14 protein-coding genes are annotated in these 20,273 nt (G+C 60.5%); 10 read left to right on the top strand and 4 right to left on the bottom strand.

Going from position 1 to position 20,273, the window contains the following annotated elements; all coding sequences use genetic code 11:
- Positions 1 to 37 precede the first annotated feature (37 nt).
- Positions 38 to 715 (top strand): Fe2+-dependent dioxygenase, encoded by a 678-nt coding sequence (locus tag QNI87_RS14110; RefSeq protein ID WP_300597664.1) that lies wholly within the window; start codon positions 38 to 40, stop codon positions 713 to 715.
- A 129-nt stretch (positions 716 to 844) separates the two neighbouring features.
- Here the strand turns inward: QNI87_RS14110 and QNI87_RS14105 are convergent, their stop codons facing one another.
- Together QNI87_RS14105 and gdhA are read right to left on the bottom strand one after the other, a co-directional pair.
- Positions 845 to 2,695 (bottom strand): acyltransferase family protein, encoded by a 1,851-nt coding sequence (locus QNI87_RS14105; protein ID WP_300597662.1) that lies wholly within the window; start codon positions 2,693 to 2,695, stop codon positions 845 to 847.
- A 179-nt stretch (positions 2,696 to 2,874) separates the two neighbouring features.
- Positions 2,875 to 4,230 (bottom strand): NADP-specific glutamate dehydrogenase, encoded by a 1,356-nt coding sequence (gdhA, locus tag QNI87_RS14100; RefSeq protein ID WP_300597659.1) that lies wholly within the window; start codon positions 4,228 to 4,230, stop codon positions 2,875 to 2,877.
- 340 nt (positions 4,231 to 4,570) lie between these two features.
- On the opposite strand from gdhA, the gene QNI87_RS14095 reads away from it, so the two are divergent.
- From QNI87_RS14095 to QNI87_RS14085, 3 genes are all read left to right on the top strand, one after another.
- Positions 4,571 to 6,304 carry a BCCT family transporter gene (locus tag QNI87_RS14095; RefSeq protein ID WP_300597657.1) on the top strand — a complete coding sequence of 578 codons (1,734 nt, stop codon included), beginning with the start codon at positions 4,571 to 4,573 and terminating at the stop codon, positions 6,302 to 6,304.
- 356 nt (positions 6,305 to 6,660) lie between these two features.
- The gene (locus QNI87_RS14090; RefSeq protein ID WP_300597655.1) at positions 6,661 to 9,327 is read left to right on the top strand and encodes a TonB-dependent receptor; all 2,667 of its coding nucleotides are present in this window, start codon (positions 6,661 to 6,663) and stop codon (positions 9,325 to 9,327) included.
- A gap of 74 nt (positions 9,328 to 9,401) precedes the next feature.
- Complete coding sequence (locus tag QNI87_RS14085) at positions 9,402 to 11,366, top strand: tetratricopeptide repeat-containing sulfotransferase family protein (RefSeq protein WP_300597653.1); 1,965 nt, start codon at positions 9,402 to 9,404, stop codon at positions 11,364 to 11,366.
- On the opposite strand, the gene QNI87_RS14080 is transcribed toward QNI87_RS14085, so the two are convergent.
- Complete coding sequence (locus tag QNI87_RS14080) at positions 11,363 to 11,701, bottom strand: tRNA-binding protein (RefSeq protein WP_300597651.1); 339 nt, start codon at positions 11,699 to 11,701, stop codon at positions 11,363 to 11,365. The two genes, QNI87_RS14085 and QNI87_RS14080, sit on opposite strands and share 4 nt — an antisense overlap.
- A gap of 131 nt (positions 11,702 to 11,832) precedes the next feature.
- Here QNI87_RS14080 and QNI87_RS14075 point away from each other — a divergent pair, with 131 nt between their 5' ends.
- From QNI87_RS14075 to QNI87_RS14055, 5 genes are read left to right on the top strand one after another with little or no spacing between them, the layout of a single operon-like run.
- Positions 11,833 to 12,312 (top strand): (2Fe-2S)-binding protein, encoded by a 480-nt coding sequence (locus QNI87_RS14075; protein WP_300597649.1) that lies wholly within the window; start codon positions 11,833 to 11,835, stop codon positions 12,310 to 12,312.
- A 3-nt stretch (positions 12,313 to 12,315) separates the two neighbouring features.
- Positions 12,316 to 14,565: a molybdopterin cofactor-binding domain-containing protein gene (locus QNI87_RS14070; RefSeq protein WP_300597647.1), complete on the top strand. Its 2,250-nt coding sequence runs from the start codon at positions 12,316 to 12,318 to the stop codon at positions 14,563 to 14,565.
- A gap of 28 nt (positions 14,566 to 14,593) precedes the next feature.
- Entirely contained in the window at positions 14,594 to 15,067 is a 474-nt protein-coding gene (locus QNI87_RS14065) for a c-type cytochrome (RefSeq protein ID WP_300597645.1), read from the top strand.
- 13 nt (positions 15,068 to 15,080) lie between these two features.
- Complete coding sequence (locus QNI87_RS14060; protein ID WP_300597643.1) at positions 15,081 to 16,028, top strand: XdhC family protein; 948 nt, start codon at positions 15,081 to 15,083, stop codon at positions 16,026 to 16,028.
- Complete coding sequence (locus tag QNI87_RS14055) at positions 16,021 to 16,602, top strand: nucleotidyltransferase family protein (protein ID WP_300597641.1); 582 nt, start codon at positions 16,021 to 16,023, stop codon at positions 16,600 to 16,602. The genes QNI87_RS14060 and QNI87_RS14055 overlap by 8 nt, the downstream gene beginning before the upstream one ends.
- Positions 16,603 to 16,724: 122 nt before the next feature.
- Here QNI87_RS14055 and QNI87_RS14050 read toward each other — a convergent pair whose 3' ends face one another.
- Positions 16,725 to 18,176, bottom strand: coding sequence for a DcaP family trimeric outer membrane transporter (locus QNI87_RS14050; protein WP_300597639.1), 1,452 nt, complete (start codon positions 18,174 to 18,176; stop codon positions 16,725 to 16,727).
- 147 nt (positions 18,177 to 18,323) lie between these two features.
- Here QNI87_RS14050 and acs point away from each other — a divergent pair, with 147 nt between their 5' ends.
- Positions 18,324 to 20,258 carry an acetate--CoA ligase gene (acs, locus tag QNI87_RS14045; protein WP_300597637.1) on the top strand — a complete coding sequence of 645 codons (1,935 nt, stop codon included), beginning with the start codon at positions 18,324 to 18,326 and terminating at the stop codon, positions 20,256 to 20,258.
- Positions 20,259 to 20,273 lie beyond the last annotated feature (15 nt).

The following is a 20,273-nucleotide window of genomic DNA, read 5'->3' as shown; positions in this document are numbered from 1 at the left end:
TGCAGGCGCGCGCATCGGGCGAGGAAATCCAGCTGCAATGATTGTCAAGATCGCCGCCTTTACCGAAGACGAGCGCATTGCCACGCTCAAGGACCGGCTTGCCGCGCTGCGCTGGCGCGATGGCCGCGAGACAGCGGGTGCGGTCGCCAAGCGCGTCAAGCGCAACCTCCAAGCGATCGTCAACGACGAGGCGGGACGCGCAATCCGTGCCGAACTCGGGCCGCTCATTTCGGAAAATCGCGTCGTGAAGGCCGCCGCTCGCCCGCGTCGCATCTCTCCGCTGCTGATCAGCAAGACTTCGGACGGTGGCCATTACGGCCCGCATGTCGACAATTCGCTGATGGGCAAGGGCGCAAACCGCATCCGCACTGACATCTCCTTCACGCTGTTCCTGAGCAATTCGGCTGACTACGAGGGCGGCGAACTGGTCATCCACACTGCGGGCCTGACGCAGGTTGTGAAAGGCGATTGGGGGCAACTTGTGCTCTACCCTTCGACCTCGATCCACGAAGTGAAGCCGGTAACGAAGGGCGAGAGAGTGGTGTGCGTAGGCTGGATCGAGAGCCTCATTCCCGACCCTACGCAGCGCGAATTGCTGTTTGACATGGAGAACCTTCGCACCAGCCTGCGCCAGAAGCTGGACCTGGGGTCGGCCGAATTGCTCACGCTTGACAAGACGATGTCGAACCTCGTGCGGATGTGGAGCCAGACCTGACCACCAGCGTTCCGACCCATCGCTCAAATGCAAACTCGTCACCAGCTCTCGCCAACGACAAGAACACCGACCTATTGGGCAAGGAAGGATGAATGTTGGCAGCACAGGCGCCGTCTACCCGGTCGAAGATCAGGGCCTTGGGAGGTCTCTGAGCGCGTAGGTTGAGCCCGATGTCGTCAAATGACCATAATCAAAGATCATCGGGCCGCCGTCCGGCGCGTAGAGCTTGCAGGATCCCTCCGGGCAGATTGCCTGGGCGACGGAATGGTAGCGCGCGTCCGAGCCGCTCAAGGCTTGCATCAGGCGTTGCTCTGTCACATCGGTCGACCGGTCACGGAAAGAGTGAACTGCGCTTTCGCTTTCGCTTGCGACCGCGCGTGCAAGGATGATGGGGAAGCTGCCGTCATATTCGATCACGGGGCCAAGGACGGTCACATCGATGCCTCGGTCCCGGATCGCATCAATCGTCTCGCGCAGCCTTTGGGCATCGTCGGCTCGCCAGCGGCTGGCCATGACCACGCCATCGATTTTGCCCGATGGCAAAAGCGTGTTCAGAACCCGTTCGCGGGTCGCCTTGCAGCCAGGATGCAACCAGCCATCGACAAGGGGTGCGCAGCCGAAATGGGTCGCCTGCAGCCAGTTGATTTCCGGGAAACGCTGGCGCAAGGCCGCGCTGTGCATGTGCGCGTGACTGTCACCGAAGATCAGCACATTGCGACGGCCAGGATCGGCGGTAAGGCACTCTTGCTCATCCAGTTGCTCTGATGGATCATTGATGAAACAGACGCGTGCCCGGTCCCGTGCCGGCTCGTCGACCCAATTCGTATATTCCACGTATCGCGCGATCTGTTTGGCGCGATCGGTAACCGGCCAGATGCTCTCAGCCTGCTGCGAGAGTGTGACGCCCACGGCAAGAGCGGCGACGGTCACTCCAGCTCCCAGCCCGACTGCCGTGCTCGGGGCGATGCTTCGAAGACGATTGCGCGCCGGTTTTTCGACAATAACGTATGAAACGGTGGCGGCGACCAACGAGGCAATGATGAGCGCGATAGTCTCCCGATAATCGAGGCTCCGACCGGTGGCTTCGCGATAAAGCGCGATGATCGGCCAATGCCAAAGATACAGTGGAAACGAGATGAGGCCGATCCAACGCATCGGCGCAAGCGACAGGAACCGGGCTGCAAAAGTGCCTGGCCCGTACGCAATGAGAAGCGCCGTTCCAAGGCAGGGCAGCAGAGCGAGTGGCGATGGGAATGGCAGCCAGCTGACAAGAAAAAGGACACTCACACCGATCAGGCCAAACCCGGCCATCGCCGCTAGTGTTGAAAGACGATGGCCCAGCTTTGGCGCCAGGCCCAAAGCGAGCAGACTGCCAATCAAGAGTTCCCAGGCTCGAAAGGGCAGCAGGTAAAAGTCAGCCTCCGGGTAAGACTGATGGACAAGGGTGCCTACCCCTAGCGAGGTGATCGCGATGCCGGACAACGCGATTGCGAGGCGCCTGCGATCCAGCCCGCGCAGAAGAACGAGCAAGAGGGGAAAGAGAATGTAGAATTGCTCTTCCACACCAAGGGACCATGTGTGGAGCAGCGGAAGCGAGTCTGCAGATCTGGCGAAATAGTTGATTTCAGACCAGAAATAGATATTCGAGCCGAACGCTGCACTGGCGGCTAGGCTATCGAAGAACTTGGCGATCTCGCTCGGCAGTCCAAGCACAGCGCCGACTGCAAGCGACACTATGGCGAGCATGAAATAAAGCGCCGGCAAGATGCGCGCGACGCGGCGCTGGTAGAACCGCACGATCGAGAATTGGCCCTGCTCGATTTCTTTCAGGATGATTTGCGTGATCAGGAAGCCCGATATGACGAAGAAGATGTCGACGCCGACATAACCGCCCCGCAGCGCGTCGACGCCTGCGTGAAACAGCAGGACCGGAACAATGGCAACCGCGCGCAAGCCTTCGATATCGGGGCGATATTGCACGGTCTGGGCGGCTCCATTTTCCCGTATGTCAGGGACGCTGGCTCGGGCTCTAGGAACGATTTCGGTTGAGATCAAACGGCGTGCGAGGTCATCCCACAGCCGCGCGAAGGTCACTCAAGCGGGTGAGGAACTCCGCGCCGCGGTCTTGCAAGGCACAAGCATGGATGCGAGCGCGCCCGTTACACCACCCCGAACGCCAGCATCGCGTCGGCGACTTTCTTGAACCCTGCGATGTTTGCCCCTTTTACATAGTCGACATAGCCGTCACCGGTGTCGCCGTATCTGGTGCATTTTTCGTGGATCCCTCTCATCAGATTTGTGAGCATGTCGCCAAGGCGCTCCTCGTCCCAGGTGATGCGTTCCGAGTTCTGACTCATTTCGAGACCCGAGACCGCGACACCGCCCGCGTTGGCAGCCTTGCCGGGGCCGTAGAGGATCTTGGCTTCGTGAAAGACCTTCACGCCCTCAAGTGTCGTCGGCATATTCGCGCCTTCCGATACCGCCGCGCAGCCGTTTTCGACAAGCTTTTTGGCTTCGTCTTCGTTCAGCTCGTTCTGCGTGGCGCAGGGGAGGGCGAGATCGGTTTCAACGCCCCAGGGACGCTTGCCCTCATGATAGGTCGCGCTCTTGAACTCGTCGACATATTCGCTGATCCGGCCGCGCTTGACGGTCTTGAGATGTTTGACCCAATCGATCTTTTCCTGACCGATGCCATCGGGATCGTGGACAAAGCCGTCGCTGTCGGAGAGCGTGATCACCTTGCCGCCCAATTGCGTGATCTTCTCCGCCGCGTGCGTTGCGACGTTGCCCGAACCTGAGATGACTGCGCTTTTGCCTTCGATGTCCTCACCCCGATGCTCCAGCATATTGCGCAGGAAATACACCGCGCCGTACCCCGTGGCCTCCGGCCGCATTTGTGATCCGCCGTATTCGAGCGCCTTGCCCGTTAGCACGCCTTCCCAGCGATTGGTGATGCGCTTGTATTGGCCGAACATGTAACCGATCTCGCGCCCGCCCACGCCGATATCTCCCGCCGGGACGTCGGTGTCGGGGCCGATATGGCGATAGAGCTCGGTCATGAAGCTTTGGCAAAAGCGCATCACTTCGCTGTCGGACTTGCCGCGCGGATTGAAATTCGCGCCGCCCTTTGCCCCGCCCATGGGAAGCCCGGTGAGCGAGTTCTTGAAGGTCTGTTCAAAGGCCAGAAACTTCAGGACACTCTCGGTTACGCTTGGGTGAAAGCGGATCCCGCCCTTGTAGGGACCGATCGCGTTGTTGTTGTGGACGCGCCAGCCGCGCTGAACCCGGATATTGTGATTGTCGTCTTCCCAACACACGCGAAACGAAACGATACGATCGGGCTCCGTGATGCGGCGCAGGATCTGCGCCTCGTGATATTCGACCTTGTCGGATATGAAATCGTAGATGTCCTGCGCGACTTCCTGCACCGCCTGGATGAATTCGGTCTGGCCCGGATTGCGTTTCCTGACACCCTCCATGAAGGTCTCGAGGTTCACGTGATCGGACAGGGCCATGCTTGCTCCTTCCAGCTCTGATTAGTGGCAGCGCGGTAAACACGGAAGCGAGAACTTTCGCGCAGCTTGGCCTAGAGTTACGTCTCGCTGCGCATAATGGTTCCGTCGCGGGGCGTTCGAACTTGCCCCCCGAAGGCGCGCCCTAGACGCTTGCAATCGGTGATCAGTCCCTTACCAGTGCTTCACCGTTGAATTTTCGCAACAGTAACGTGCATTCTCATGACGTCGCTTCGTTGCGAACCAAGGGACGAATAGGCTGCTAGCGTGACGCGATAGTGTCGAACAGGCGCTGGACTAATCGCAAGGCTCTGGGTGGGCGAAGCAGTCGGACAGGAAACGAATGGCTAGCGTAAGCGGCGAACCGACGCCGCAAACCGAGTACCCGATCGACCCGCCGATGGTCGAGCTTGAGATCGACACGCACGACCGGGGTTTTTACGACGGTTTTAGCCGCGAGGTTACGATCCCTGCCAAGATCATCGTCGCGCTTATTATTCTGTGGGCTATCTTCTTTCCGGTCAGCGCGATGGGAACGCTGCAAGCGGCGAACGCGTCCATTATCTCCTCGTTTTCCGCCTGGTATATCTACCTGGTCGCGGGGATAGTGATTGTCTGCGTTGCTCTGGCGGCGCTGCCTCAATCGGGCCGCCTGCGGATGGGGGCGCCGGGGGAGGAGCCCGAGTTTTCGCGCTTCTCCTGGTTTGCCATGCTGTTCGGGGCCGGGATCGGGATCGGCATGCTCACATTCTCGACCGGTGAACCGCTGGCGCACTTTTCGAACAATCCCGATATCATTAGCGGCGCCATAGAGGCGCGCTCGCCCGAAGCGGTGCGCCCGGCCTACCGATACACATTTCTGCACTGGGGATTTGGCGCGTGGTGCACCTATGCGCTCGTGGGATTGTGCGTTGGTTACGTGTCGCATCGCCGGGGCCTGCCGCTCACGATCCGTTCCAGCCTCGCGCCGCTGTTTGGAGAGCGAATGTCGGGCCTTGCCGGCCACGCCGTCGATGTTGTCGCGGTCGTCGCGACCATTCTTGGAGTCGCCTACACGCTGGGTTTTGGGGTCGAGCAATTTGTCGCCGGGCTACACCGGCTTGGCCTTGGTGAGTGGCTGATGGTAACCGGCTCGCATGGCAAGGCTCAGGGGGCCTCCAGCGGCGCCATCGTTCTGGCGCTCTTCGTCCTGGTCGGAGCATCAACCATCAGCGCGCTCTCGGGCGTGGGGCGCGGCATCAAGTGGCTCTCCAATCTGAATATGGGGCTCTCGATTGGATTGCTTGCGCTCTTCGTGACCGTAGGCTCAGGTCTTAAGGGACTGGAACTGCTCGGCCTTGGTGTCTTGGACTACGTCTTGGCTCTGCCGCAACAGTCCTTGTTGCTGTTCGCCCCTGACGGCAGCGAAACGGGCGACGCGCTGGTCGCGTGGCAAGAGGGCTGGACCGTCATGTATTGGGCGTGGTGGATCGCTTTTGCTCCGTTTGTGGGAATGTTCATCGCGCGCATTTCGCGCGGGCGCACGGTGCGCGAATACGTGCTGGGTGTGGCGATGGTGCCTTCGCTCATGTGCTTTATCTGGATGGCACTTGTCGGCGGAACTGCGATCGACTTGGAACTCTCCGGGGTCGCGCGAGGCGCGATCGCCGACGCTCCGATGGCGGATCAGCTTTTTGCAACGCTCGCTTTCCTGCTCAGCCCGGGGGTGGCGTTCATCGTTTCGGGCCTCATCGTTTTGCTCCTCATGACCTATCTCGTTACTTCGGCGGACAGCGCGATCCTGATCGTGAACACCATCAACGGAGCCGGGGAGGACGAGGGGGCGCGGCGCTATCATATCCTTTTCTGGGGGCTGGCGCTGGCCTTCGTCGTTGGGTCTATGCTTCTGCTTGGCGGGATAGAGGCGATCCGCATCACCATGATCATCGGAGCCTTGCCATTCTCGGTGGTTGTGCTGGCCATGGGTGTCGCGATCGTGAAGGCGGTCGCCTTCGATATCATTCGCGAACGCCACGGCGTGCCCACAACGGCTCAGGAATGCCAAGATTGGAATGGCGAGTTGAGAGCGACCGATTGACCCGGCCTCAGCTTTCTGGACTTAAGTAAAAATATATGACAAGTTCGTAATACTTAAATTGTCAAGAATTTATCTATCCAGATCATAAAATCAATATCTCGAACAATTGAGTAAATTATCAGTTCTTGAAAAACTCTTTCAAAAATTACTACGATTAATCTCGAATGTTGTTATTTCGCAACAATCTGGTTTTTGTTCGAGATTTGTCCGGCTCACCGGTGGCCAATGGCGGTCCGCCTTGGTAGCGGCCTTGGCAAGCCGCGCGCGGAAGGGGTTTTTCTGCGGCGCGTCTTGGCGGTGACGCCGATACACTGACGTATCGCGAGCTGCATTTCAAAGCTCAAAGGGGCCAATACATGAAGACTCTTATCTGCGGTGCGTCCGTTGGCGCGCTCGCAATCGCACTCGCTTCGCCAGCCGCCGCGCAGGATTCTGCCGCGGACCCAACGACGTCGGAGCCGGAGGAAAAGCGTGGCGGCGTGCCGGTCATTGTTGTGACCGCGCAGAAGCGTTCGGAAGATTTGCAGGACGTGCCGATTTCCGTTTCGGCGATCGGCAGCGAAGAGCTTGATCGACTCAACATCGACACGTTCGAGGATTACCTGGAGCAACTGCCATCGGTTACCGCAGGTGGCAACGGACCGGGTCAGAGCACAATCTACATTCGCGGTCTTGCCTCCACAACACCCAACATCACCGTCGCAGGGGTGGCGGGCCTTGCTCCCAACGTGGCGCTGTATCTCAACGATCAACCGCTCGCCCAACCGGGGCGGAATCTGGACGTTTACGCTGCAGACTTGGAGCGGATCGAGGTGCTCTCTGGACCTCAGGGCACTCTGTTTGGCGCCAGTTCGCAGGCGGGTGTTGTGCGTCTCATCACCAACAAGCCGGACCTTTCGGGGCTTTCTGCCTCGTTTTCAGGGGGCGTCAGCTTCACCAAGGGAGGTGAGAGCAGCTATCAGGGCGAGATGATGCTCAACGTGCCGGTGACCGACACCTTCGGTTTGCGCGGCGTTGTCTATCTCGACGATCAGGGCGGTTACATCGACAATGTGCAAGGCACGCGCGACCTTTCTGAAAGCGCGCGCTTCCGCCCCGAAGGCACGGTGCGCTCGAACGGCGTTCCGGTAAACGCCAACCGCGCCGGTTTCCAATCGACCGCTGATCTCTCAGATGTGACCTTTCTGGAGGCGGACAACGCTGGCCTCGCCGAAGATGACTTCAACGACACAACCTATGCGGGCTTTCGCATTTCGGCGCTGTGGGAGGTGACACCCGATTGGACGGTCAACATCTCGCACCAGCGCCAAAGCCTGGAATCGGACGGTTCATTCTTCGCCGATCCTGAACTCGACGGTCTTGATGACCTTGAGATCGAACGGTTCGAGGAAGACCGCCTTGAGGACGATTTCTCGAACACGAGCTGGACCGTTGAAGGCCGTATCGCGATGCTCGATGTGGTCTACACGGGCGCCTACACCGAACGCGACAGCGATCAGCGCGCCGACTACACCGACTACCTTTTCGCAGGCCAATACCTGCCCTACTACATCTGCGATGGGTCGGTGAGTTATCCTGGCGCTGCCGATCCCAGCGGCACCTGCCAGGCTCCAAACCTTTACATCAATTCGGTGTCGAAGACCGAGGTGTTCACGCAGGAATTGCGCTTCGCAACCCCTGATGACTGGCGTGTGCGTTTCCAGGGCGGTGGGTTCTATTCCGATCTCAGCCTCGAAGAGCGTGTAGACTTTGCCTATCCCGGCAATGTGATTGCGCAGCCGTTTGGGGCGTTCCCGGAAAACTTCCCGCAGCCCGACGCGTTCTTCTCGGATCCCGGACCTTTCCCGGCCGACACGATCTTTCGCAATGATATCCGCCGCACTGATGAGCAATGGGGCGTATTTGGCGAGGTGAGCGTCGATCTTGTGCCCGATTTGCTCACCGCCACATTCGGCGCGCGCTACTACGATGTCGAAGTGGATTTTGAAGGTTCGGCGAACGGGTCCTTCTGCAATTCAGGCGGGACCGATCAAAACGCGTTCGGCACCAATATCAGCGATCTGTATGACGGCGACGGTGAGTTCACGTTTATCGGATCGTGCGATCCGGCGCTGCGCCAGACCTTCGACCTCGACGACAGCCTGGCGGACATCCAGGCCGCCGGCCTTTCCGAAGCGCAGGCCCAGCAAGTGTTCAACGCCGTCAGGGCACCTGATACTGCGTCGACTAGCGGGACAATCTTCAAAGGCACGGTTACCCTGACGCCGACCGAGGATCTGTTGTTCTATCTGACCTATTCGGAAGGCTTCCGCCCCGGAGTGCTCAACCGTCCAGGCGGCGCGGTGGCTCCGGGAGCCAGCGGGTTCGTGGTGCCTTTCGAAGTGGAATCGGATGAAGTCACCAACTATGAATTGGGCTGGAAGACCGAGTTCATCGATGGTCAGGTCCGTCTCAACGGATCAGCGTTCTTCGTCGATATCACCAACCTGCAAACTCAGATCTTCGATCCGTCGATCACCAACCTGTTTTTCTCGGCCAACGCCGCGAACGCGGAAATCTATGGAATGGAAGCCGATTTCGTGATCGCGCCCTATTCGCTGCCCGGTTTTTCGGTCGCGGGCGCGTTTTCAATCCTCGATACCGAAATCACCGAAGTCCTTATCCCAACAGACGATGTGCTCGTGGGCTCGGACCTTGCCTACGCGCCGCCGTTCCAGGGCAACATCCGCGCGCGGTACGAATGGGACCTTTCGGATACGCTCGAAGCCTATGTGCAGCCGCAGGTGACCTATTCGGACAGCAAGTTCACAGACGTGGTCGAAATCAACAAGCTGGAACTCGACAGCTACACCGTCTTCGATCTGTCCGTCGGCGTGCGGGCCGATCAGTGGCGTGTCGAGATATTCGGCGAGAACCTGTCGGATGAGCGCGCACAAATCTCGGGCAATTTCGGCAATGATCGTCCCCGTGTTGTGACGAATCGTCCGCTAACCGCCGGTCTGCGCGTCGGTTTCGACTACTGACCGCGTTCAACCCATGCGATAAGGCGGCGGGCAGGGCGTGGCTCTTCCCGCCGTTTTCGTTTTAAGGGCGTTGCATGAGCACTCGCGAAGACAAGCTCAAACGCGCGCAGGAAGCGCTGCAGGCAGGCCGGTTTGAGGGCGGTCTTGCGCTCGCAGATGAGGTTCTTGGCGAGGATCCCGCCGACGGGGAGGCTCGCTATATCGCGGCCATCGCCTCTCGCTATCTCAAGCGCTTCGATGACGCGGCTCAGCATCTGGCCGCGCTTCATGCAGCGATGCCCGAATACGGGCGCGCCTGGCAGGAGCAGGGGCATTTGGCGGTGGCGAGGGGCGAAAACGCGGCTGCGCTAGAAGCCTACACTCGCGCAACTCGGTTCAACCCCGCGCTCGAAGCCAGTTGGCGCGAGCAGGCGCGCTTGCACGCGCAAGCGAGTCAGTCGGCAGAAGCGAAAGCCGCCGAAGCGCAACGCCAGCGCCTGGCCGGTCTTCCGCGCGAACTGGTGGCGGTGCAGCATCATCTGGCGGAGGGGAGATTGTTGCGCGCAGAGGAAATCTGTCGCCACTTCCTGCGCCAGAACCCCCGCAACGTTGAAGGCATGCGCCTCCTTGCGCGTCTCGGGATCGAATTCGGTGTGCTCGAAGAAGCGGAGTTTCTGCTTGAGAGCGCGGTGGTGTTCTCGCCCGACGATCCACAGCTCAGACTGGATTACATCGACGCGCTGCGACGGCGTCAACGTTTTGCCAAAGCGCTCGAAGAAGCCGAGGCGCTGCACAAGCGCGATCCTGACAACCCGATCTTCCAGTCACGCCTCGCGATCGAGTGCATCCAGATGGGACAATACGAGCGCGGTCTGGCGCTGTTCGACGCGGTGCTCAAAAGACTCCCACGCGATCCGGCGAGCCTGACGAGCCGGGGGCACGCCCTGAAAACGACAGGCGCGCGCGCTGAGGCTGAGGAGAGCTACCGCGCCGCTATCGCAGCCAAGCCCGATCATGGGGATGCGTATTACGCCCTCGCCAATTTGAAGACCTATCGCTTTGAGGCCGCGCAGGTCGAAGCAATGCGCCAGCAGGTCGCGCGTCCCGATCTTGCGTTCATGGACCGGGTGCATCTCAGCTTCGCTCTGGGCAAGTCGCTGGAAGACGGCGGCGAATACGAAGAGAGCTTTGCATTCTATCGCAAGGGCAACGATCTGAAGCGCGCGCAGACCCGCTACAGCGCCGACGCGATGAGCTTGGAGCTCGCGAGGCAGCGTGAGTTCTGCACGCCCGATCTGTTCGAAAAGCATGCAGGGGGCGGCCATGAGGCCCCCGACCCGATCTTCATCCTTGGCCTTCCGCGAGCCGGCTCAACGCTATTGGAGCAAATCCTCGCAAGCCACTCTCAGGTCGATGGGACGCTTGAGCTACCCAACATTCCCGCGCTCGCCCATCGGCTTCGTGGGCGCAAGGCAGGAGTGTCGCGCTATCCTGAAATCCTGCACGACCTTGCGCCCGAACAGCTCGCGAAATTCGGCGAGGATTTCATCGAGAACACGCGCGTTCACCGCCAGGGCGCTCGCTTCTTCATCGACAAGATGCCGAACAATTTTCGCCACATAGGGCTCATTCATCTGATTCTGCCAAACGCCAAGATCATCGATGCGCGCCGAGCGCCGATGGATTGCTGTTTTTCGGGTTTCAAGCAGCTTTTCGCCGAAGGACAGGAGTTTACCTACGGCCTCACCGAAATTGGTCGCTACTATTCCGACTATGTGGATCTGATGGCGCATTGGGACACGGTTCTGCCGGGCAAGATCTTGCGGGTGCAGCACGAGGACGTCCTCGATGATCAGGAAGGCCAGACGCGCCGAATGCTCGATTTTCTGGATATTCCCTTCGAAGAGGCGACACTCCAATTCCACAAGACGAGCCGCGCCGTGCGGACCGCGTCGAGCGAACAGGTGCGCGAGCCAATCAATCGCAAGGGACAGGGCGCGTGGAAGCCCTTCGAGCCCTGGCTGGACGACCTCAAGATCGCCCTGGGCCCACTGGTTTAAGCCAATCGAGCGCCATCGGGCACGGGCCCTTCGGGTTTGGCAAGGACAATCGCGCCATCCTCATCGGGAAAGCCCAGCACCAGCACTTCGGACATGAACGGGCCGATCTGGCGCGGGGCGAAGTTGACCACCGCCATCACCTTTTTCCCGACCAGAACCTCGGGTGTGTAGCGATCGGTAATCTGCGCGGAACTCTTCTTTAGGCCAATCTTCGGGCCGAAATCGACCCATAGCTTGATCGCCGGGCGCCGCGCTTCAGGGAACGGCTCGGCCCGCGTTACCGTGCCGGCTCGGATATCGAGCGCAAGAAAAGTCTCGAACGGTGTCTCGCTCATAGTTCTCGCGGATAGTATTGTGCTTGGCGTTCGTCGAGCGTTCCGATAGATTGCATCGTGCAACTGAGAGGCACGCCTGAAGCGGCTGGGGGTTCGCGGGACGCCGTCTCTCAAGTGAAGAGTGAGCAAACATGGCAAAATTCATCCTCAACGGGGAGCCGGTCGAGGTCGACGCCGATCCGGCCATGCCGATCCTGTGGGTCGTGCGCGAGAAACTTGGCCTAAGCGGCACGAAGTTCGGTTGCGGGATCGCGCAGTGCGGCGCCTGTACAGTGCACTTGGATGGGCAGCCCGTGCGCTCGTGCTCGACCCCGGTTTCCGCCGCCGAGGGCAGCGAGATCACCACGATTGAAGGCATTGCTGGTGCCGGGGGCGAACTCACCGTGCTGCAAGAGGCATGGGTGTCAGAGCAAGTCCCGCAATGCGGATACTGCCAATCAGGGCAGATCATGAGCGCGGCAGCGCTGCTGCGCGACAATCCGACACCCTCGGATGAGGATATCGATGCGGCGATGTCGGGCAATATCTGCCGCTGCGGCACCTACACCCGTATTCGCCGCGCGATCAAAGTCGCCTCGGGTCAGCTCGAAGCGCGCGCTGAGGAGGCCTGATCCATGAATGAGATGTCTTCTGACAAGAAACCTTCGCGTCTCGCCAAATGGAGCCGTCGCGGCTTCATCGGCGCTGGCGTTCTGGCGGGCGGTGGTCTGCTCATCGGCGTTGCGGTGCGTCCGGGTAACCCGGTTGGAACGCTCGCGCCCAAAGTGGCTCCGAGCGAGGGCGAGCAATTGATCAACAGCTGGGTCAAGATCGGCCTCGATAACGTGGTAACCGCGATCGTCCCGCACTGCGAGATGGGGCAGGGCGCGCATTCGGTTCTGGCGCAGATGCTCGCCGATGAGCTCGACGCCGACTGGAACAAGGTCAAGGTCATGCAGGCGCCCGCTGACGGTTCCTACGTGGTGACCGATACCGCGCGCATGTTCGTTGCGCCCTTTACACTCAACGCAGCAGACTGGATCGAGCCGACGTGGAACGGCCTGTTTACGCAGGTTGCGAAGCTTGCCGATGCTATGATCACCGGCGGTTCGTCCTCGATCCGTACGACAGGTCAGGGACAGATGCGCGTGGCGGGGGCTGCGGCGCGTCAGATGCTGATTGGCGCGGCGGCGGAGGATTGGGGCGTGCCGGCAAGCGAGATTGAAACGCGCGACAGCACGCTGATCCACGCGGCCAGCGGCAAGTCGGCGACCTATGCCGAGTTCGCGACCGCCGCGGCCGAGCAGCCGATGGACCAGACCCCCAAGCTGAAGGACCCGTCGCAGTACCGTCTCATCGGCAAGAGCAAACCGCGCACTGATATCCCGAGCAAGGTCAATGGTACGGCGGAGTTCGGAATTGACGCGGCGCCGGATGGCCTTGCGCTCTCTTACGCTGCGACTGTGCGCCCGCCTGTGCCCGGTCGCCGAGTGGAGAGCATGGACGCTTCAGAGGCGAAAGCCATGAACGGTGTGCTGCAGATCCTGAACATGGGCGATTTCGTTGCCGTTGTTGCGGACAGCTATTGGCAGGCGCAGCAGGCCTTGAACCGCGTCAAGGTCACCTGGACGGCGCCCGAAAGCGCGATCCTGACGACCGAAGGCCAGTTTGCCTCCTACACCAGAGCCTTGGACGATGCGGGCGCGACCGGCGGTAAGGAAGCCGCGGGCAAAGGCGATGTTGTAGCCGCTTTCGAAAGCGCCGCGACAACGATCGAGGCCGAGTACAAAGTGCCCTATCTCGCCCACGCGCCGATGGAGCCGATAAACTGCACCGCCTATGTGCGCGACGGAAAGTGCGACGTGTGGACCTCGACACAAGTGCCGTTGATGGTGCGCTCGGCGCTTTCCGAGGGCACCGGCATTGCCAAGGACAACATCACCGTTCACCACCCTTTCCTGGGAGGCTCGTTCGGCCGCCGTCTTGAAGCGGTCTACGCGGTGATGGCGGCGCGCATTGCGCAGGCGACCGGGTTCCCCATCAAGTCAATCTGGAGCCGCGAGGAAGATACCCAAAAGGCGCTCTATCGCCCGTCAGACATCAGCCGCTTCAGGGCGGGTCTTGATGAAAGAGGCGCTCTCATCGCCTATGACAATGTCTTCACCCAGCGTGACGAACCAGCCGAAGCGAGCGTTCCGGGCATCTATTCCATCCCCAACACCAAAGTGCGCGTTGCCGAAGCCGAAGCGCTGCTGCCGTTCGCCGCTTGGCGCTCGGTTGATCACTCGCAACACGGTTGGTTTATCGAGAGCTTCATTGACGAAGCCGCGCACGCAGCGGGACAGGACCCTTACGAATACCGTCTCGCCATGCTGAAGGATGCGCCGCGCCACGCCGCGGTTCTGAAGCGCGTGGCCGAGATATCCGATTGGTCCGCGCCGTTGCCCGAGGGTACCGCCAAGGGTATCGCGATTGTCGAGAGCTTTGGCACGATCGTCGCGCAGGTGATCGAAGTCGACATGGGTTCGGGCAAGCCCAAGATGCTCAACGCCTGGGCGGTGTGCGACGCTGGCTTTGTCGTGAACCCTGATGGCTTCAAGAACCAGATCGAGGGCGGCCTGGTCTTTGGCCTGACTGCGGCGATGTACGGCGAACTCGATCTCGTCGATGGTGGTATCAAGCAGAGCAACTTTCACGACTACAAGATGCTGCGCATGGATGAGACACCGCACATCATGGTGGATATCATCAACAGCGGCGATGTCCCGATCGGCGGCGCGGGCGAGCCAGGCCTGCCTCCGGCGGCGCCCGCTCTCACCAACGCGATCTTTGCCGCGTCCGGCCAGCGCTTGCGCGAATTGCCGATCGCAAAGCAGTTCGTCTGATCGCTGCCTTGGCAAGGGGGTGAGGCTGATGCGGAATGAAACGTTGCTGGCGGTCGGCGTGCTGTGCGCTGGTCTAGCCGCTTGTGGGCCGAGCGAACCGGAACCGGTGGTTGAACAGATTGTGGTGCGTGAGCCAGGCGATCCAGCGGTGGGAGCGGGCGCTCCGACACTCAGCGAAGGCGCTGGTGAGGTCGATCTGGTAGCTTTGGGCGAGCGGGCGTTCCAGGCGTGTACCGGCTGCCATAACGCTGATCCCGGCGGTGCCAGCATGGCCGGACCCAACCTGCACGGCGTGATGGGCCGGGCTGCGGGATCAAGAGACGATTTTGCCTACAGCGAGGCGCTGGCATCCTCTGGTATCACCTGGGACTTCGCGACGCTTGATCGCTACCTCGCTAACCCAACCGGCTATGTCGAAGGCACTGCGATGGTGGCGGGCGCGGTGCGCGACGGGGAAACCCGCGCGGCCATAGCCGCCTACCTTGCCTCAACCAGCGAGTAGGCACGACATCGCGTTGGACCTGCATAGAGTTCTTGGATTTCTCGATCGCGCGCAGCGGCGCAACCTGAAGACCGTGCTCGTCACCGTGTGCGCTGTGGAAGGGTCATCCATGCGCAATCCGGGCACCATCATGGGCGTTGCCGCGGATGGCCGATTTGAAGGCTCGCTCTCGGGCGGGTGTATCGAAAACGCGGTGGTGGCCGAGGCACTCGACACGCTTAAGGTGGGGGAGCCACGCGTTGTACGGTTTGGAGCAGATTCGCCCTATCTCGATATCAGGCTGCCGTGCGGCGGGGGACTGGACCTGCACTTCTGTCCTCTGGAAGCTGGCGATGAGGTTGCAGGGAAGTGTCTTGCGACGATAACGGAGCGCACGCCGTTTTCGATTCGTGTCGGCCCTGAAGGCGCGGACCACATTTCCCAGTGGCGCCCTCCAAACTTTGACGCGGAGCGAGGGACTGGGGAGTTTGGCCACTGGCCCGCGCCGCAATTGCATATTATCGGTCACGGCGCGGGCGTTGAGGCGTTGGCCCGTCTGGCTCACACCCTCGATTGCGAGACGCGGGTGCTAACGCCCGATGAGCGCATTGCTGGCGCGCTCGAAGCCCGCGGCGAAAAGCCCGTGATCCTGAAACGTCGCACCCAGACCGACCTTCTCAAGAGCGATCCGTGGAGCGCGTTCGTGTTTCTCTTCCACGATCACGATTGGGAGATTGAGCTGATGAAGCGCGCTTTGGATCTGCCTCATTTCTACGTGGGCGCGATGGGCGGGCGAAAGGCTCACGCCGTGCGCACGCAGGCGCTTCTCGCCCGCGATGTGAGCGAGGCACAATTGGCCACGATCCGCGCGCCGATTGGTGTGTTCCACTCTTCACGCGATCCTGAGACCCTTGCGCTCTCCACACTGGCTGAAGTCATCCGTGCGTATCAGGAAAGCGATTTCGGGGCTGCTCTTGCCTGATCGGCGCATCTTCATGGCGGTCCTTGCCGCGGGCTCCTCGCGGCGCTTTGGAAAAGCGGACAAGCTGACGATGCCGTTTCATGGCAAGCGCCTGGGAGAGCATGTCACCGATAACGCACCGTTGGATCTTATCGCACCCGGGTGCGCGAGGGTTATCGCTTCGAGATCGGGCCACCCTTGCGAGGCTGCGTGGTCGAAGGCCGGCTTCACTGTGGCCATCAATTCAGACGCGGTGAAAGGGATGGGCACATCGGTTGCTTTGGCGGCGCGCCTCTCCATCAAGGCGCAGTGTAATGCGCTTCTCATCGCCCTTGCGGACATGCCGCTTGTCCCGCGCAAGCACTTTGCGGCGCTGATCAGCAAAAGCCTAACCAAAGGCGCCACTCTGTGTTCCAGCGACGGAAAAGCGCGTATGCCACCGGTCATCTTCGGGCAGGACTTCCTCCCTACGCTTGTCTCGCTTAACGCGGACGAGGGCGCACGCGCTCTTTTGCATGACGCAGAGGCGCTCGCATGCCCGGTCGAATGGCTGATCGACGTCGACACGCCCGAGGCTCTCGCACGGTTTGGCTAACACGGATTAAGAGGCCCTGCACTCTGGCGAACCCTATGGGGAAGAGTGCAGGGCCTCACTTCTCAGGTCAGCTTTTTGGAGAGAGGAGACGACCTGAAAAGTCTCGATAATGGCGCGTTGTCCTAGAAATTGTACTGGGTCGAAAATTGCACCCGTTGCAGATTGCCTGAGCTCCCGTCTTCCAGAATACGCTCGGCGTACATGAGCTCGACGCCGATATTGATCGGGCCAACCGGGGTCCAGATAAGGTTGACGAAGGTGTTCCAGCTTTCATCGGTCACCTGATTGGTGGTCAACCGCACCGGGTTGTCCGCCTTGAAGTAGGAACCAGCGACGTTGGACCGCAGATTGTCAGCCCAGATGTGTCGGTAGGCGGCGAAGCCGGAATAGGTGTAGATCGGATCGAGGGTGCCATCCATCTTGATCGCGGCATCGTTGACTATGTTGAGGCCGATATATCGCCCCAGACCATCGCCTGCCGTAGCCATGAACCGGAAGTCGTCCTGCTCGCCAACTTTGAGCTTACCCGATAAGCTCAGGCCATAGCCCCAGGCGCTATCATCGACACCCATAAGATCGTCGGTCGAGACGTGGAGCTGACGCACTATGCCCGCTGCGGTAAAACTGCCCCAGTCGCCGGACCAATTGTAGCGTCCCACAATGTCTGGGAGCTGGTCATCGCCCGCGATAACTCGCGAGCCGTCTTGCGCGGTGATCACCGTCTCGGGCTGTTCGATCGCGATTTGCAGGCCGCCATTGGTGTAACGGATCAAAGGCTGGCGGTCGAATACGGTGCCAGGTGTCACCCCGATGAAATCGAGCGTATCCGGCAATGCGCCAACGTTCTGGAACGTCGACCAGCCCTGGCCGAAGGTCCAGTTATCGTAGTTGATCAAGGCGTTGCGGATGCGCGGGACAAAGCTGTTCGAGATCCTCTCGTTTCCGCCTTCGGTGACATTGAAATCGAGCTCAATGAGGCCGCTTAGCTTGTGCTCGGTACCGACATCGGTTTCGGTCTTGAAAAGGAAGCGGGTCTGGCGCGCTGAAAAATCGGTGTCGAAGCCGCTTGGTTCTCCCCCTACTGGGATAGCAACCGGAATGAGGAAATCGCGCAGGATGGAATTGCCAGGCAATTGCCCGCCACTGGTGCGCTGGCTGATTGCATCGAACTTCACATAGCCATCGTAGGTGATCCGGGTCTTGCCGACCTGAAAGCCTTCGCCTTCCGGGATGGGGAAATCGATGATCTTCGCCGACATTTCTGTCTGCTGTGCGGTGATCTGCGCTTGACTGGCCGACAATTCTGTTTGTCGCGCCTCCAGGGCGCGCGTGGCCTCCAGCGCCGCTTCGGCCTGGAGGCGCATTGTGTCCTGCTGAGCCTGCATCGCGGCGTTCTGCTGCGCGGTTTCGCCCGCTTGCGCGTCGAGCCGTTCGATCAGTCCCTCGACCAGCGCCTCGAGACGGTCCAACCGGTCCTCGACGCTTTGCTCTTGCGCGAACGCCGGCGCCGCAGTGAGGCACGTGGCAGCCAGTAGTACGGTGCGCGCAGCAAAGCGGGTCCCCGTTTGCGACATGGATATCCCTCCCAAGTTATCTTGTCGCCTTAAGCGTGTGAGCAGCCTCGCCATATCGCCAGCTAGCGGATAGTCTTACGACCATTGTCTGAGAGTATGGGAAGGGGAGAAATCGGTATGATCAGGGCATCAAACGGGAGAGAATCCATGATCCATGCTGTCGAGCGTCCGCAATCGAGCCGTGCCACCCATTGCGTGGCTGAGCAGTATCGGGAATTGTACCGCCGATCGGTCGAACAGCCCGATGCGTTCTGGCTTGAGCAGGCGGAACGCCTCAGCTGGTTCAAGGCGCCGAGTAAGGGTGGGGAATGGTCGTTTGATCCGGTCGACATCAAGTGGTTCGCCGATGGCACGCTCAACCTGTGCTACAACGCGGTTGATCGCCATCTGGAGAGCCGCGCCGACCAGACGGCGTTGATCTTCGAACCTGACGATCCCGCGACGCCCGGTCGCACGCTTACTTACGGTGAACTGTACGCGCACGTTACGCGCATGGCGAACGCGCTCAAGGCAATGGGCGTCCAGAAAGGCGATCGCGTCACGATCTACATGCCGATGATTTTGGAAGGGGTGCTGGCGATGCTGGCCTGCGCTCGGATAGGCGCTATCCACTCGGTTGTGTTCGGCGGCTTTTCGCCTGAAGCGCTCGCGAGCCGGATCGAGGATTGCGAGAGTCGCTTCGTCATCACCGCGGATGAAGGCCTGCGTGGCACCAAGCGCGTGCCTCTAAAGGCCAACGTCGACGCGGCTCTTGCCGAACCCGATCACGACACACCGCTCGATGGCGTGTTGGTGGTGCGGCATACCGGTGGCGGTTCCTTCGACATGGTCGAAGGCCGGGATCACTGGTTCCACGAAGTCGCGAGCGACGCTGAATGCCCGTGCGAGCCGATGAAAGCGGAGGATCCGCTCTTCATTCTCTACACTTCGGGCTCAACCGGCAAACCCAAGGGTGTGCTTCACACGACCGGCGGATATGGCGTGTGGACCGCGACCACGTTTAACTACGTTTTCGATTATCAGCCGGGCGAGGTTTTCTGGTGCACCGCCGATATCGGCTGGGTCACCGGGCACAGCTACATCGTCTACGGCCCGCTCATAAACGGCGCGACCGGAATCGTCTTTGAAGGCGTTCCGAATTATCCCGATCACGGGCGTTTCTGGGATGTGGTGCAAAAGCACAAGGTCAACATCCTCTACACCGCTCCCACCGCGATCCGCGCGCTCATGCGCGAAGGCGATGACTGGGTGAAGAAGTACGACCGTTCCTCGCTGCGGCTGCTTGGATCGGTTGGGGAGCCGATCAACCCCGAAGCCTGGCGCTGGTATTTCGATGTGGTGGGCGAAGGTCGCTGCCCGATTGTCGACACCTGGTGGCAGACCGAGACAGGCGGGGTGATGATCACCACATTGCCTGCCGCGCACGACATGAAGCCGGGCTCTGCGGGCCTGCCATTCTTTGGCATTCAGCCCGAACTGGTGGATAATGAAGGCGGCGTTCTCGAAGGCGCGATCGAAGGCAATCTGTGCATCACCGCAAGCTGGCCCGGCCAGGCCCGGAGCGTCTATGGCGACCATGAACGCTTCGAGCAGACCTATTTCTCGACCTACACGGGCAAATACTTCACCGGCGACGGCTGTCGCCGCGATGAAGACAACTATTATTGGATCACGGGCCGGGTGGACGACGTCATCAACGTCTCGGGCCACCGCATGGGGACGGCCGAGGTCGAAAGCGCATTGGTGCTTCACGCCAAGGTCGCCGAAAGCGCGGTGGTGGGCTACCCGCACGATATCAAGGGGCAAGGCATCTATTGCTACGTCACCTTGAACGCCGGTGAGGAGGGCTCGGAAGAGCTTTACAAGGAGCTGCGCGCCTGGGTGCGTCAAGAGATTGGCCCGATTGCCACTCCCGATCACATTCAGTTTACCGACGGGTTGCCCAAGACCCGTTCTGGGAAGATCATGCGCCGCATCCTGCGCAAGGTGGCGGAGAATGAATTCGGGTCGCTCGGCGACACTTCGACGCTCGCCGATCCTTCGCTGGTTGACCGTTTGATCGAGGGGCGTCAGAATCGCTGAAGCGAGCGCCTGCGA

This window comes from Erythrobacter sp. (assembly GCF_030066995.1).
GTDB lineage: Bacteria > Pseudomonadota > Alphaproteobacteria > Sphingomonadales > Sphingomonadaceae > Erythrobacter.
The sequence above is the reverse complement of the archived record's forward strand: the minus strand, read 5'-3'. Positions and strand labels throughout refer to the sequence as shown.

Coding starts and splice junctions, on each gene's coding strand:
- QNI87_RS14090 (WP_300597655.1), top strand. CDS start 6,661: ATGAAGACTCTTATCTGCGGTGCGTCCGTTGGCGCGCTCGCAATCGCA.
- QNI87_RS14085 (WP_300597653.1), top strand. CDS start 9,402: ATGAGCACTCGCGAAGACAAGCTCAAACGCGCGCAGGAAGCGCTGCAG.
- QNI87_RS14050 (WP_300597639.1), bottom strand. CDS start 18,176: ATGTCGCAAACGGGGACCCGCTTTGCTGCGCGCACCGTACTACTGGCT.
- QNI87_RS14080 (WP_300597651.1), bottom strand. CDS start 11,701: ATGAGCGAGACACCGTTCGAGACTTTTCTTGCGCTCGATATCCGAGCC.
- acs (WP_300597637.1), top strand. CDS start 18,324: ATGATCCATGCTGTCGAGCGTCCGCAATCGAGCCGTGCCACCCATTGC.
- gdhA (WP_300597659.1), bottom strand. CDS start 4,230: ATGGCCCTGTCCGATCACGTGAACCTCGAGACCTTCATGGAGGGTGTC.
- QNI87_RS14095 (WP_300597657.1), top strand. CDS start 4,571: ATGGCTAGCGTAAGCGGCGAACCGACGCCGCAAACCGAGTACCCGATC.
- QNI87_RS14070 (WP_300597647.1), top strand. CDS start 12,316: ATGAATGAGATGTCTTCTGACAAGAAACCTTCGCGTCTCGCCAAATGG.
- QNI87_RS14075 (WP_300597649.1), top strand. CDS start 11,833: ATGGCAAAATTCATCCTCAACGGGGAGCCGGTCGAGGTCGACGCCGAT.
- QNI87_RS14065 (WP_300597645.1), top strand. CDS start 14,594: ATGCGGAATGAAACGTTGCTGGCGGTCGGCGTGCTGTGCGCTGGTCTA.
- QNI87_RS14110 (WP_300597664.1), top strand. CDS start 38: ATGATTGTCAAGATCGCCGCCTTTACCGAAGACGAGCGCATTGCCACG.